This is a genomic window from Elioraea tepida (assembly GCF_019203965.1).
Taxonomy (GTDB): Bacteria; Pseudomonadota; Alphaproteobacteria; order Acetobacterales; family Acetobacteraceae; genus Elioraea_A; species Elioraea_A tepida.
Window position 1 is genome coordinate 496419 of the sequence record NZ_CP076448.1, and the last position, 14806, is coordinate 511224.

Genomic DNA, 14806 nt, shown 5'->3' on the forward strand with positions numbered 1-14806 from the left:
TGCCGGCAGCCCGAGCCCCCCTCCCCGTCGGGCAGAAATCGCCCCGCGCTGGGCCGGCCGCGACAGCCTCGCTCGGCCGACCGAGCACTCCCCCGGCGATTTCGGCGGCGGACGATCAGCCGGTGATTCGTCGCCGGCGACAGGCCGCGCGAGTCAGCCCGCGGCGGCGACCGCCCGCTTGGCCATCACCCCGATCAGGTGGGCGCGATACTCCTTCGAGCCGTGGATGTCGCCGTTGAGCCCGTCCACAGGCGTCGTGATTCCGTCGAGCGCGGCGGGCGACCAGTTCGCGGCGAGAGCCGCCTCCATCGCCGCGTGGCGGAACACGCCGTTCGCGCCCGCCCCGGTGACCGCGACGCGCACCCCCGCCGGCCCCTTGGCGACGAACACGCCAACCATCGCATAGCGCGAGGCCGGGTTGGGGAACTTCATGTAGGCCGCCTTCTCCGGGATCGGGAAGGAGACCGCGGTGACGATCTCGCCAGGCTCGAGGGCGGTCGAGAACATTCCGGTGAAGAAGTCATCGGCCGCGATCGCGCGGGCGTTCGTGTGCACCGTCGCCCCGAGCGCCAGAACCGCTGCCGGATAGTCGGCCGCCGGGTCGTTGTTCGCGACCGAGCCGCCGATCGTCCCGCGGTTCCGCACCTGGTTGTCACCGATATGGGCGGCGAGCTTCGCAAGCGCAGGGATCGCCCGCATCACCTCGGCCGAGGAGGCGACGGCGGCGTGCGTCGTCATGCCGCCGATCCGCACCGTTCTCCCCGAGACGGTGATCCCCTTGAGGTCGGGGATCGCGGCGAGGTCGACGATCGCCGTGGGGCGGGCGAGGCGCTGCTTGAGGGTGGGGATCAGCGTCTGCCCGCCCGACATCGGCCGTGCCTCCGGATCTGCGGCGAGCAGAGCCACCGCGTCGGCGAGGCTGGTCGGGCGGTGATAGGCGAAATCGTACATGGTCGGTCCCTTCCTTCGCTCGGGCTGCCTTGGGCTTCGGTGCCGCTACTCGGCCGCCATGCGCGGGCGGTTGGCGTTGATGATGCTCCACACCTTCTGCGGTGTCGCGGGCATGTCGATGTGGCGCACGCCATACTCCTTCAGCGCGTCGACGACCGCCCCGATCACCGCAGGCGGAGCGCCGATCGCGCCGACCTCGCCGCACCCTTTCACCCCGAGCGGGTTGTGGGTGCAGAGCGTGATCGAGTGCCCGACGGTGATGTTCGGCACGTCATCGGCCCGCGGCATCGTGTAGTCCATCATGCTGCCAGAAAGGAGCTGGCCGTCTTCGTCATAGACGCATGTCTCGAGCAGCGCCTGGCCGATTCCCTGAACCACCCCGCCCTGTACCTGCCCCTCGACGATCATCGGGTTGATGACGCGTCCGACATCGTCCACCGCCGTGAAGTTCACCACCTGTGTCGCGCCCGTCTCGGGGTCGATCTCCACCTCGGCGATGTGGCAGCCGCCCGGGAAGGTGAAGTTCTTCGGGTCGTAGAACGCCGTCTCTTCGAGGCCGGGTTCGAGCTCGTCAATCGGGTAGTTGTGCGGCACGTAGGCCGCGAGGCTGATCTCGGCGAGCGTCTTCGCGCGATCCGTTCCCGCGACCTGGAACTTCCCGTCCTTGAACTCGATGTCGGCGACGTCCGCCTCGAGCAGGTGGGCGGCGATCCGCTTGCCCTTGGCGATGATCTTGTCGGCCGCCTTGATCATCGCCGAGCCGCCGACGGCGAGCGAACGGCTGCCATAGGTGCCCATGCCGAAGGGGATCTTCGCCGTGTCGCCGTGCACGATCTCCACCTGGCTCATCGGCACGCCGAACCGGTCGGCGATCAGCTGCGCGAAAGTGGTCTCGTGGCCCTGGCCGTGGCTGTGGGTGCCGGTGAAGACCGTGATCGAGCCGGTCGGGTTGACGCGGATGTTGGCAACCTCATAGAGGCCCGCGCGCGCGCCGAGTGAGCCGACCACGGCCGAAGGAGCGATGCCGCAGGCCTCGATGTAGGTCGAGATGCCGATGCCGCGCAGCTTGCCGCGCGCCTTCGCTGCCGCCCGCCGAGCCTCGAACTCCGCCCAATCGGCCGCCTTAAGGGCGGCGTCAAGCGAGGCGTGATAGTCGCCGCTGTCGTATTGCAGCGCGACCGGCGTCTGGTAGGGGAAGGCGGACGCGGGGATGAAGTTGCGCCGGCGTATCTCGACCCGGTCCATCCCCATCTCGAGGGCGCAGATGTCGACGAGCCGCTCGAGCAGGAAGGTCGCCTCCGGCCGCCCGGCGCCGCGATAGGCATCGACCGGCACGGAGTTCGTGAACACCGCCTTCACCTCGGCGTAGATCGCGGGCGTGGTGTACACGCCGGCGAGCAGCGTGGCGTAGAGATAGGTTGGCACGCAGGGAGCGAAGGTGGACAGATAGGCCCCCATGTTCGCGACCGTGCGCACGCGCAAGCCGAGGAACTTGCCGTCGGGGTCGAGCGCCATCTCGGCCACCGTCACGTGGTCGCGCCCGTGCGCGTCCGACACGAAGCTCTCGCTCCGCTCGGCCGTCCACTTCACCGGGCGTCCGACCTTCGCCGAGGCCCAGGTGACGATCGCCTCCTCGGCGTAGTGGTAGATCTTCGAGCCGAACCCGCCGCCGACATCTGGGGCGACGACGCGCAGCCGGTGCTCGGGGATATTGAGCACGAAGGCGCCCATCAGCAGGCGGATCACGTGCGGGTTCTGGCTCGTCGTGTAGAGCGTGTACTCGCCCGACATCGGGTCGTATTCGGCGACGGCAGCGCGCGGCTCCATCGCGTTCGGGATCAGCCGGTTGTTGACAAGCTCGAGCCGCGCGACCTTGTGGGCGCGGGCGAAGGCGGCCTCCGTTGCCTCCCTGTCGCCAAGATGCCAGTCGTAGCAGATGTTGCCCGCGACCTCGTCGTGCACGAGCGGCGCGCCCGGCTTCAGCGCCGACTCGACCGTCGGCGCGGCCTTCAGAACCTCGTAATCGACGGTGATCTTCTCCGCCGCGTCGCGCGCCTGCGCTTTCGTGTCGGCGATCACCACCGCCACCGGGTCGCCCACATGCCGCACCTTGCCGATCGCAAGAACGGGGTGCGGCGGCTCGGCCATCGGCGAACCGTCCTTGTTCTTCACCTGCCAGCCGCAGGGAAGGCCGCCAACCTTGTCGGCCGCGAGGTCTTCGCCGGTGAACACGGCGTGCACGCCGGGTGCGGCCTTCGCCGCCGCCGTGTCGATGCCCCTGATCCGCGCATGCGGGTGGGGGCTGCGCAGGATCACGGCGTAGACTTGGCCGGGGCGGTTGATGTCGTCAGTGTAGTTGCCTCGACCGGAGAGGAACCTCAGATCCTCGCGCCGCTTCACCGCGGCGCCGATGCCTTCGAAACCCATGGTCGTCTCCTCGCTTTTCGGGCGCCTTCCCTGGCCTTCGATATTCTTGTTGGCGAGTCAGATCATTCCGCTGCCCGCGGCAGTTCCTTGACGCGCCCGTGCATCACCTGCTGCGCGGCGTCGATCGCCTTGACGATGTTGTGGTAGCCGGTGCAGCGGCAGAGATTGCCCTCGAGCCCCTCGCGGATCTCCCGCTCGGAGAGGCCTTGGGGGTTCTTCTTCACGAGGTCGATCGCGCTCATCACCATCCCCGGCGTGCAGAAGCCGCACTGCAACGCGTGGTACTCGCGGAACGCCTCCTGCATCGGGTGCAGCGTGCCGTCCGGGGCCGCGAGCCCCTCGATTGTCACCACCTCCGCGCCTTCCGCCTGAAGCGCGAGCATGGTGCAGGACTTCACGCTGTCGCCGTTGACGTGCACCACACAGGCGCCGCATTGGCTCGTGTCGCAGCCGACATGCGTTCCCGTCAGGCGAAGCGTCTCGCGCAGGAGCTCGACGAGCAGGGTCCGGCCCTCGACCTCCGCCGTCACAGGCTTGCCGTTCACGCTCAACGAGACCCGAGGCATGCGCTCTCTCCCCTCTTTGCCGTCAGCGCCGCGTCTTGGCGGCCGGTCCGTTCCGGGCGGGAGTGTCGGGGGAGGCAAGCCGTCGCGTCAAGCGCCGCAACGTGTCTTGCCTGCCTTTGGCGGCTCCGTCTCAGGCCGCTGCGGTCGCCGCCCGTGGCGCACCACCGTCATGCAGGTGGCAGGCGGCGAGATGGCCGGGAGCGATCGCCTTGAGCGGCGGTTCCTCCACGCGGCAGCGGTCGAAGGCGTGTGGGCAGCGGGTGTGGAACCGGCAGCCGGAGGGGGGCCGGATCGGGCTTGGAACATCGCCCGTGAGGATGATTCGCTCGCGCTTCGCCGTCGGGTCGGGCAGCGGCACGGCGGACAAGAGCGCCTCTGTGTAGGGGTGCTTGGGGGCGGAGAACAGCGTGCGCTTCTCCGCCACCTCGACGATCTTGCCCAAGTACATCACCGCCACGCGATGGGTGATGTGCTCGACGATCGCAAGGTCATGGCTGATGAAGAGAAGCGACAGACCGAGCTCGTCCTGAAGGTCGGACAGCAGGTTGACGATCTGCGCCTTGACCGAGACGTCGAGCGCGGAGACCGCCTCGTCGCAGATGATGAGGTCGGCGCCGGGGGCGAGAGCGCGGGCGATGCCGATCCGCTGCCTCTGGCCGCCCGAGAACTCGTGCGGGAAGCGGTTCATCGCGTCGCGCGGCAGGCGCACCTTGTCGAGCAGCTCCGCCACCCTGTCCTCGACCTCCTTCGCCGAGGCCGCAAGCCCGAAATTGGTGATCGGCTCGGCGAGGATCTCCTTCACCTTGAGCCGCGGGTTGAGCGAGGAGAACGGGTCCTGAAACACCACCTGCATCCGACGCCTGAGCGGGCGGAGAGAGCGGGCGGGAAGATCGTCGATCCTCTGGCCGTCGAGCACGACCTGGCCCGCCGTCGGCTCGATCAGGCGCAGCACCGTCCGCCCCACGGTGCTCTTGCCGCAGCCTGATTCGCCAACGAGCGACAGCGTCTCGCCGCGGTCGATCGAGAACGAGACGCCATCGACCGCGTAGACATAGCCAGTGACGCCGGAGAGGAAGCCGGCGCGGATCGGGAAGTGCTTCTTGAGGTCGAACACCTCGAGCAGCGGCCGCTTTGGCGCGGCCGCGCCACGCGCCTCCGCTCGCGCCCCGGTCTGCATCGCCGCATCGCTCATGCCGCGACCGCCTCGCGCGCGGCGTGATGGCAGGCGACGTAATGGCCAGGCGCCTTGAGCTCGACCGCCGGTGCGACCGCCCGGCAGAGATCGGTGACGGCGGGGCAGCGACTTGCGAAGGCGCAACCGATGATGGGCTTCTTCAGGTTCGGCACGATCCCTGGGATCTCCGACAGCCGCGAACGACCCGAGGCGGCGAGAGAGGAACCGAGCTTCGGCACCGCCCCGAGCAGGCCCTGGGTGTAGGGGTGGCGCGGCCGCGCGAACAGGTCCTTCGCCGACGCCTCCTCGACCTTGCGCCCGGCATACATCACGACGATCCGCTCGGCCATCTCCGCGACGACGCCGAGGTCATGGGTGATCAGCAGGATCGCCGAGCCGAGCTTCGATTTGAGCTCCCGCATCAGGTCGAGGATCTGCGCCTGGATCGTCACGTCGAGGGCGGTCGTCGGCTCGTCGGCGATCAGGAGTTTGGGGTTGCAGGCGAGCGCCATCGCGATCATCACGCGCTGGCGCATTCCCCCCGAGAGCTGGTGCGGATATTCGCGCACCCGACGCCTCGCCTCCGGAATGTGTACGAGCTCGAGCATCTCGATCGCCCGCGCCTCCGCCGCCCGCTCGTCCAGGCCCTGATGCAGCCGCAGTGTCTCGCCGATCTGCCGCCCGACGGTGAGAACCGGGTTGAGGCTCGTCATCGGCTCCTGGAAGATCATTGAGATCGCGTTGCCGCGGATCTCGCGCATCTGCCGCTCCGAGAGGGTCAGAAGGTCGGTGCCCTCGAACACGATACGCCCCGTGATCTTCCCGGGCGGCTCCTGGATCAGGCGCAGGATCGACATCGAGGTAACGGACTTGCCGCAGCCGCTCTCGCCCACCACGGCGAGCGTCTCGCCGGCCGCGATGTGGAACGACACGCCGTCGACCGCGCGCACCGTTCCGTCGACGGTGCGGAAATGCGTCCGCAGGTCCTCGACCTGAAGGAGCGGCCTGCCGTGCCCTGCTGCTGTGGCCGCGGCCTCGGTCCGGTTCGCAACGGTCTCGCCCATGGTCACGGCCCTCCCCTCAGATCCGCTTCGCAAGCCGCGGGTCGAGGGCGTCCCGCAGGCCGTCGCCGAGTAGGTTCACGGCAAGCACGGTCACGGAGAGGAACACGGCCGGAAAGAACACGATGTAGGGCGCGACCTGCCACAGTGCCCGACCCTCGGCCATGACGTTGCCCCACGAGGGGATGGTGGGCGGCGTGCCGGCGCCGATGAAGGAGAGGATCGCTTCCGTGATCATCGCTGAAGCGGCGATGTAGGTCGCCTGCACGGTCAGCGGCGCGAGCGTGTTGGGCAGGATGTGGCGCCAGATAATCCGCGGCGTGGTGGTGCCTGCGGCGATCGCCGCCTCGACGAAGGGCTGCTCGCGCAACGACAGAACCACGCCGCGCACGAGGCGCGAGACGCGCGGGATCTCGGCGATGGTGATGGCGATGATCACGTTCTGCACCGACCCGCGCGTCAGCGCCATGAGCGCGATCGCAAGCAGGATGGGCGGGATCGACATCAGCCCGTCCATGATCCGCATCATCACGCCGTCGAGCACCCGGAGGAAGCCGGAGAAGAGGCCGATCAGGAGCCCCGCGGCAGAGGAGAGAAACGCGACCGAGAGACCGACGATGAGCGAGATCCGCGCCCCGTAGATCACCCGCGAATACACGTCACGCCCGAGCATGTCGGTGCCGAACCAGTGGAGCTCCGAGGGCGGGCGAACGCGCCGCGCGGGCGCAAGCGCCTGCGGGTCGGTGGTGCCGAGCCACGGCGCGAAGACGGCGATGAAGGCCATCACGGCGAGCAACAGCCCGCCCAGAGCCACAGTCGGGTGGCGTCGGATGAAGGTGCGGATCCGTCCGCGCCTCACCTCGGCAGGGAAGAGCTCGGCGGACGCAGGAGCGGCGGCGACGGCGGTGTCGGGGCTCAATAGCGTATCCTCGGGTCGAACACGGTGTAGAGCAGGTCGATGGCGAGGTTGACGAGCACGTAGACGAAGCTGAACAGAAGCACGACGCCCTGGATCACCGGATAGTCGCGCCTGAGGATCGCATCGACGGTGAGCCGACCGAGGCCAGGGATCGCGAACACGCTCTCCGTCACCACCGCGCCGCCGATCAGAAGCGCGATGCCGATGCCGATCACCGTCGAGATCGGCACGGCGGCGTTCTTCAGCGCATGCAGGAACAGGATGCCACGGCTGCCGAGGCCCTTCGCCTTGGCGGTGCGGATGTAGTCCTGCGCGAGCACCTCGAGCATCGTCGCACGCGTGATCCGCGCGATCAGCGCGATGTAGACCGACCCGAGCGCGAGCGCGGGCAGGATCAGGTTCTCGAGGAACGGCCAGAACCCCTGCGAAAGCGGCGTGTAGCCCTGGACGGGGAGCCAGTCGAGCTCGAGCGCGAACACGTAGGCGAGCAGGTAGCCGGTGACGAAGACCGGAACTGAGAAGCCGAACACCGCGAACGCCATCACGGCACGGTCGATCCAGCTTCCTGCCTTCCAGGCGGCGACGACGCCGAGCGGCACGGCGACGGCGATCGCAAGCGTGATCGTGATGATCATCAGCGCCGTCGTCGGCTCGATCCGCTGCGCGATCATGTGGCTGACCGGCAGGTTGGTGAAGATCGAGACGCCGAGATCACCCTGCAGGATCCGCCAGAGCCATTCTCCGAAGCGGATCAGGAACGGACGGTCGAGCCCGAGCGAGGCGCGGATGCGCTCGACATCCTGCGGTGTCGCCTGGTCGCCGGCGATCACGGCGGCCGGGTCGCCCGGCGCGAGGTAGAGAAGCGAGAACACGAAGAACGCGACAACCAGCATCACCGGAATGGTCGCGAGCACGCGTCGGACGACATAGGCGAGCATGCTGCGCTACCGCCCCCTTCGCGCCTTTGCCGAAGCGATCATCGTCATGCCGCTCCCCTTACGCCTTGCTGACGCCCCAGAAGAAAGGCATCGGCCCCTTGCCGATGCCGGCCACGTTCCGACGCCACGCCTGATACGATAGGAAGAGCCCCGTCGGAACCCAGGTCATGAACGCCATCGAGGCCTCGTTCAGCCGCGCCACGGCGGCGCGTTCGGTGGCAATGTCCTCAGCCGCGAACCACTCGGCCACGGCGCGTTCGATCGCCTCGTCCCGAGGCCAGCCGAACCAGGCGTCCTCCCCGTTCGCTCGGATCGCGCTGTAGGCCGCCGGCGTGGCGCAGTCTGCCCCGGCATGCCAGGTGTGGAACAGGTTCCAGCCGCCTTGCGAGGGCGGGTCCTTGCGTGCGCGACGCTCGGCCACCTCGCCCCAGCTCATCGCCGCCACCTCGACCCGGAAGCCGAGCGCGGCAAGCAGCGTCTCGCTGACCTCGGCCATCGCCTTGAGCGGGGCGAGATCAGTTGCCTTGAGCAACACGACCTCGCTTCCCTGCCGCCCCGCCTCGGCAATCAGACGGCGCGCGCCTTCGGGGTCGCGCGGCCCGCTCAGGATCTCGCCGCCGGTCTCAGCATAGAGCGGGGTGTCGGGGGTGAAGAAGGAGGGGATGCGGCGCCACAGAACGTCGTCCGCGCCGATCACCGCGCGCATGTAGTCCTGCTGGTCGAGCGCCATCGCCACCGCGCGGCGCACGCGCACGTCATCGAACGGCGGATGGAGGTGGTTGAACCGAAGCGACCCGATCGACCCCATCGGGTCGGCGATCCCGACCGAGACCGAGCGGTTGCGCTTGAGCCCCGGGGCGAGGTCCGGAAGCACCGCTTCGAGCCAGTCGACCTCGCCGGAGGCGACCGCGGCCGCGGCGGCGTCAGGGTCGGGCATCGCCTGCCACTCGATCGTTTCAACCTCGATTCGCTTTCCCCCGGCGAGCCAGTCCGCCGGCTCGGGCCGGGGCTGGTAGCGCGGGAATCGCTCGAACACGGCGCGGCGGCCGGGCTCCCACAGATCTGCGCGGAACCGCATCGGCCCACTGCCGACCGCCTCGGCGATCGGCGTGAACGGATCGGTGCGCGCGAGCCGCTCGGGCATGATGAACGCGCACGGCGCGGACTGCTTGCCGAGCGCATGCAACAGCTTCGGGTAGGGGGCAGACAGCGCGAGCCGGATCGTCCGGTCGTCCGGCGCGGCGAGGTCCTGCCTCAGCGCGCGCACCATCTGCCCCATCGGGTCGCGCACCATCCAGCGCTCGAGGCTTGCCACGACGTCCTCGCCGCGCACGGGCTCGCCATCGTGGAATCTGAGGCCCTCGCGCAGCCGGATCGTCCAGACGCGCCCGTCATCGGACACCATGTGCCCTTCCGCCATCTGCGGCTGCGGGCGGAACCGGCTGTCCACCCCGTAGAGCATGTCCCACACGAGTGCTGCGGCGTTGCGCACCACGTATTGCGTGCCCCAGATCGGGTCGAGGCTCGCAAGCCCTGCCTGCGGAACGAATCGCAGCGTCCGGGCGGCGGAGCTTTGAGCGTGCACCGCAGGCGCCGCGAGGCCGAGCCCGGCGGCGGCGACGGCGGTGATCAGGGCACGGCGGCGCACGCCCCGCGCCTCCTCAGGCCGCCTTGCCCATGTTGTAGAACAGCACGACGGGGCTCTTAATCACGCCGGTGACGTTGGCTCGCCAGGCCGAGGGCGAAAGGAAGTGGCCGAGCGGCACGTGCGGAACAACCTGGAACGCCTCGATCTGGATCTCGCGGGCGATCCGCTTCCGCTCCTCGAGGTTCGGCGCGTCGAACCACTGCTCGCGCAAGGCCTCCATCTTCTCGCTTGTCGGCCAGCCGAACCATGATCCGGGGCCGGTGCCGACAGCGCGCATGCCGATCGCCGCCGCCGGGTCCCACCAATCGGGCCCGGCCCAGGTGGTGTGGAAGATGCTCCACCCACCGCGCTCGACCGGCTCTCGGCTCGCCCGGCGCTGCACCACCGTGCCCCAGTCGGTCGCGACGAACTCCAGGTTGACGCCGAGGCGTCGCAGAAGGTCGGCCGTGACTTGGCTCTGCGCCCCGATGGTCGGGAAATCGGAGGCGTGCAGCTGGACCACCTTCTGGTTGGTGTAGCCCGCCGCCCGAAGCGCCTCGCGGGCGCGCTCGAGGCTCCGCACCTTGAGCGCGTCCGAACCAGCTTCGGTGTGCATCGGGCTGCCGAGGGACCAATAGGAGAAGCTCGTCTTGTACATCGACCGGTCATCGCCGACGACGGCGCGGAGATAGTCCTCCTGGTTGATGGCAAAGAGAAGCGCGCGCCGCATCGCGGGGGTGTCGAAGGGCGGGTGGAGGTGGTTGAAGCGGAGCATGCCGATCGTGCCGATCGTGTCGCGGGTTTCGACGACGATCTGGCGGTTGCGCCGGAACAGCGGCAACAGGTCGTGCAGCGGCAGCTCGATGAAGTCGACCTCGCCGTTCATCAGCGCGTTCCCGGCCGTGGCCGGGTCGGTGATGATGTGCCACTCCATCCGCTCGGCATTCGCCCGCTTGCCGCCCGCCGTCCAGGACGGCGGCTCGTTCCTCGGCACGTAGGCCTCGTTGCGCATGTAGACGACGCGGGAGCCGGGCACCCACTCGTCGCGGATGAAGCGGTAGGGGCCGGAGCCAATCGAGGAGGTGATCTGCGTGTTCGGGTCGGTCGCCGCCACGCTCTCGGGCATGATGAAGCAGGGGCTCGCATTGGGCTTCGCGATCGCGTTGAGCAGAAGCGGGAACGGCTTCTGCAGCCTGATCCGGAAGCGCCGGTCGTCGAGCGCCTCGATCCGGTCGAGGCGCTTGGCGATCTCCTGGCCGAACCCGTCACGCGCCCACCAGCGCTTGATGGAGGCGACGCAGTCCTGCGCGCGCACAGGCTCGCCGTTGTGGAATTTCTGCCCCTCGCGGAGGGTGAAGACGTAGGTTCGCCCGTCATCCTCGATCTGCCAGCCCTCCGCTGCCTGGGGCCGAACCGCCAGCGTCTCGTCGACCGCGAGGATCGTGTCGTAGACGAGATAGGAATGGGTGCGGGTGATGGTCGCCGTCGTCCACACCGGGTCGAGGCTTGTCAGGTTCGCCTGAGGAACGATCCGCAGCGTGCGCGCGGCGGCTCCTTGGGCGACCGCCGGCGCCCCGAGTGAGGCTCCTGCGAGGGTAGCAGCGGCTCCTGCCAAGACATCACGACGACGCATCAGCTCCCCTCCTTTCCGATCCTCGGCCCGAGCCGCATCGCTTCTGAGGCAGGACGGCAGGGCGGAACGGCCCCTCGACCGCCCCGCCTCCGCCCCGGCCGCGCCGCGCATGTCAGCTCTTGGTCACGCCCCAGAAGAACGGCAACGGGCCTTTGGTGATGCCCGAGACGTTCCGACGCCACGCCTGGTATCCGAGGAAGAAGCCGGTCGGCACATAGACGACGTGCTCCATCGCGGCGCGGTTGATGCCCTCGAACGCCGCCTTCTCCTCGGCCGGTGTCGCGGCATTGAGCCATTTCGCGATCGCGGCTTCGACCTCGGGGCTGTTCGGCCAGCCGAACCAGGCGCCGTCGCCATTGGCGCGGATCGCGTTGTAGGAGGCGGGTGCGATGCAGTCCGCCCCCGCATGCCAGGTGTGGAAGATGTGCCACCCGCCCTGCCGCGGCGGCGTCTTCAGGGCGCGCCTCTGGCCGACGGTTCCCCAGTCGGTCGCGACGAAATCGACCTGCATGCCAAGGCTGCGCAACAGCGCGTTCGTGACCTCTCCCATCGCCTTCAGAGGCGCCTGGTCCTGCGCCACGAGAACGGTGATGGGCTCGCCGCTGTAGCCCGCTTCCGCAAGCAGCCTGCGCGCGGCGGCGAGATCGCGCGGCCCCTTTAGCACCTCTCCGCCGGCCTCCGTGTAGGCCGGGGTTCCGGGCGTGAAGAACGACGGCAGCGTCTTCCACAGCGCCTCGTCGTTGCCCACCACGGCGCGCATGTAGTCCTCCTGGCTCAGCGCGAGCTGGATGGCGCGGCGCGCGCGCACGTCGCTGAAGGGCGGATGCAGGTGGTTCATCCGGAAGCTGCCGATGTTGCCGAGCGGGTCGGCGATATCGACCATGATGTTCCGGTTCCGACGCAGAACCGGAACGAGGTCAGGGATCGGCGTCTCCCACCAGTCGACCTCCCCGTTCTGGAGCGCCCCGGCGGCGGTGCCGGGGTCAGGGATGATGTGCCACTCGATCCGGTCGAAGCTGATCCGCTTGCCGCCCGCGAGCCAGTCGGGCGCCTCGGCGCGGGGAACGTAGTCGGCGAAGCGCTCGAACACAGCGCGCGAGCCGGGCACCCACTCGTCGCGCTTGAAGCGCATCGGGCCGGAGCCGATCAGGTCCTCCGGCTTGATCTGCTGGAAGCTGTCCGTCTTCGCCACCGCCTCGGGCATGATGAAGGCCATCGGCGTGTTGTTCTTGCCGAGCGCGAACAGCATCTTCGTGAACGGCGCGTTGAGCCGGAAGCGGAACGTCCGGTCGTCGATCGCCTCGAGCGCGTCGAGCCTCGCCCGGATCAGCTGGCCGAGCGGGTCACGCGGCATCCAGCGGATCAGGCTTTGCACGACGTCCTTCGACAGCACAGGCTCGCCATTGTGGAACTTGAGCCCGGGTCGGAGGCGGAACGTCCAGACCTTGAAGTCGGCCGAGTGCTCTTCGCTCTCGACCATCTGCCGCTGCGGCTCGAGCCTGCTGTTGACGCCGTAGAGCGTGTCCCAGATCAGCGCCGAGGCATTGCGCACGACGTATTGCGTGCCCCAAATCGGGTCGAGATTGGCAAGATTCGCCTGCGGCACGAAGCGCAACACGCGCGCGCTCGACGCCTGGCCCTGCACGGCAGGTGCCCCAAGCCCCGACGCGGCGATTGCCGCACCAGCAGCAAGAAACTCACGACGCTTCATCTCGTTCAGCCCCCATTGCCACCTCAGGCCTGAGGACCGGCGCCCCCGCACGCAAGGACTGCGGCTGTTCCGCCGCTTCTCCCCGACGTGTCTGGAGCCCGCGCCGCGGGCCCCAAGCCATCCCTTCCGTCACTCTAGAGGTCGGGGCCGAGGACGCAAGCGCCGATCGCGGCCCTGTGCTGCCCTCGCCCCGGCCGGGGCGCCTCAGGTCTTGCGAACGTTCCAGAACACCGGGATGCCCTTGAGCACGCCTTCGAGGTTCCGACGATAGGCCGTGAACTGCTTGTAGTGGCCGAGCGGCGCGCCTGGGGCCGCCTCGAGCGCCGCCACCTGGAGCTCGGCGGCAAGCCGCTTCTGGGTCGCAAGGTCGGTGGCGGCGAGCCACTGGTTGCGCAGCTCCTCGAGCTTCGGGATGTCCGGCCAGCCGAACCACGCCTGGGCGCCGTTGCCCCTGATCTGGCTGTGCACCAGAGGGTCGAGGAAGTCGTAGCCGGCGAAGGAGGTGCAGAGAACGCTCCAACCGCCTTGGGCTGGCGGCTCCTTCTTGGCGCGTCGCTGCAGCACCGTGCCCCAGTCCATCGCCTGGTAGTCGACGTCGAAGCCGATCTGCTTCAGCACATCGGCCATCACCTCCGAGGCAGCCTTCGGCGCGAGGATGTCGGTGGGCCCGAGGAACACCACCTTCTCGCCGCGATAGCCTGACGCGCGCAGCGCCTCGCGCCCGGCCGCGATCGAGGCCTTGAACACCTCGAGCCCGGCCGTCGTCGCCATCGGCGTGCCGGGCGTGAACCAGCCCACACCGGTCGTGTAGCCCGCGGGGTCGTTGCCGTTGATCGCGACCACCACGTCCTGTTGCCTGATCGCGGGGATCACCGCGCGTCGGACGGCGGGGTTGTCAAAGGGCGGGTGAAGCGTGTTGAAGCGTATGCAGGAGATCAGCCCGATCGGGTCCTGCACATCGACGACGATGTTCCGGTTGCGGCGCAACAGCGGCTGGATGTCGACCTGCGGCTGCTCCCACCAGTCGATCTCGCCCGCCTGCAGGGCGGCCGCGGCGGTGGCCGGGTCGGGCAGGACACGCCACTCGATCCGGTCGAGATGCATCACCTTCGGCCCCGCGGTGAGGCTGAGCGGCCCGCCCGGCGCCGGCACATAGGCCGGGTGGCGCTCGTAGACGAGGATCTGGCCAGTGATCCATTCCTCGCGCTTGAAGCGCATCGGGCCGGAGCCCGTGTAGTCGGTGATCTGCTGGAACGGGTCGGTCCGCGCCACTCGCTCGGGCATGATGTAGCAGCCGTTCGAGGGCTTCGCGAGGGTCGGGATCAGGCGCGGATAGGGCGCCTTGAGGCGGAAACGGAGACGCCGGTCGTCGAGCGCCGCGAGCTCGTCGGTCGCGGCGGCCAGGGCTTGGCCCATCGCGTCACGACGCCACCAGCGCGTGATCGAGGCCACACAGTCCGCCGCGCGGACCGGTTCGCCATCATGGAACTTCAGCCCCTCGCGCAAGGTGATGATGACCGTCCGCCCGCCATCCTCCTCGACGTGGCCTGCCGCCATCTGCGGATGAACGTTGAGCTGCGCGTCGGAGCCGTAGAGCGTGTCATAGACGAGCATGCCGTGGTTTCGGGTGACGTAGGCGGTGGTCCAGACGGGGTCGAGGCTGCCCGGGTTAGATTGCGGCACGAAACGAAGCACGCGGGTGTTCGCAACACCCTGCGACACCGCAGGCGCGGCGAGCCCCGCTGCGGCGGCGAAGGCCGCTCCCCCTTTCAGCAACGCGCGTCGCTTCATCCTCACCT

General features: G+C 68.8%; 11 protein-coding genes. All 11 read right to left on the minus strand.

Features of this window, described 5'->3' with window-relative positions:
* Positions 1–153 precede the first annotated feature (153 nt).
* On the minus strand, positions 154–951 hold the full coding sequence (locus KO353_RS02410; RefSeq protein WP_218286181.1) for an FAD binding domain-containing protein: 798 nt from the start codon (positions 949–951) through the stop codon (positions 154–156).
* 45 nt (positions 952–996) lie between these two features.
* Positions 997–3378: a xanthine dehydrogenase family protein molybdopterin-binding subunit gene (locus tag KO353_RS02415; RefSeq protein ID WP_218286182.1), complete on the minus strand. Its 2382-nt coding sequence runs from the start codon at positions 3376–3378 to the stop codon at positions 997–999.
* Between the two features lie 62 nt (positions 3379–3440).
* On the minus strand, positions 3441–3944 hold the full coding sequence (locus KO353_RS02420; RefSeq protein WP_218286183.1) for a (2Fe-2S)-binding protein: 504 nt from the start codon (positions 3942–3944) through the stop codon (positions 3441–3443).
* Between the two features lie 130 nt (positions 3945–4074).
* The gene (locus KO353_RS02425; protein ID WP_218287231.1) at positions 4075–5121 is read right to left on the minus strand and encodes an ABC transporter ATP-binding protein; all 1047 of its coding nucleotides are present in this window, start codon (positions 5119–5121) and stop codon (positions 4075–4077) included.
* A gap of 11 nt (positions 5122–5132) precedes the next feature.
* The gene (locus KO353_RS02430) at positions 5133–6182 is read right to left on the minus strand and encodes an ABC transporter ATP-binding protein (protein ID WP_218286184.1); all 1050 of its coding nucleotides are present in this window, start codon (positions 6180–6182) and stop codon (positions 5133–5135) included.
* A 16-nt stretch (positions 6183–6198) separates the two neighbouring features.
* Entirely contained in the window at positions 6199–7098 is a 900-nt protein-coding gene (locus KO353_RS02435) for an ABC transporter permease (protein WP_218286185.1), read from the minus strand.
* Positions 7095–8036, minus strand: a complete 942-nt coding sequence (locus tag KO353_RS02440) for an ABC transporter permease (RefSeq protein ID WP_218286186.1) — start codon at positions 8034–8036, stop codon at positions 7095–7097. The genes KO353_RS02435 and KO353_RS02440 overlap by 4 nt, the downstream gene beginning before the upstream one ends.
* 58 nt (positions 8037–8094) lie before the next feature.
* The gene (locus KO353_RS02445; protein WP_218286187.1) at positions 8095–9684 is read right to left on the minus strand and encodes an ABC transporter substrate-binding protein; all 1590 of its coding nucleotides are present in this window, start codon (positions 9682–9684) and stop codon (positions 8095–8097) included.
* Positions 9685–9697: 13 nt separating this feature from the next.
* Positions 9698–11296: an ABC transporter substrate-binding protein gene (locus KO353_RS02450; RefSeq protein ID WP_218286188.1), complete on the minus strand. Its 1599-nt coding sequence runs from the start codon at positions 11294–11296 to the stop codon at positions 9698–9700.
* Positions 11297–11408: 112 nt separating this feature from the next.
* Complete coding sequence (locus tag KO353_RS02455) at positions 11409–13007, minus strand: ABC transporter substrate-binding protein (protein ID WP_218286189.1); 1599 nt, start codon at positions 13005–13007, stop codon at positions 11409–11411.
* 204 nt (positions 13008–13211) lie between these two features.
* A complete protein-coding gene (locus KO353_RS02460) occupies positions 13212–14798 on the minus strand; it encodes an ABC transporter substrate-binding protein (RefSeq protein ID WP_218286190.1) in 1587 nt (528 codons plus the stop codon).
* Positions 14799–14806 lie beyond the last annotated feature (8 nt).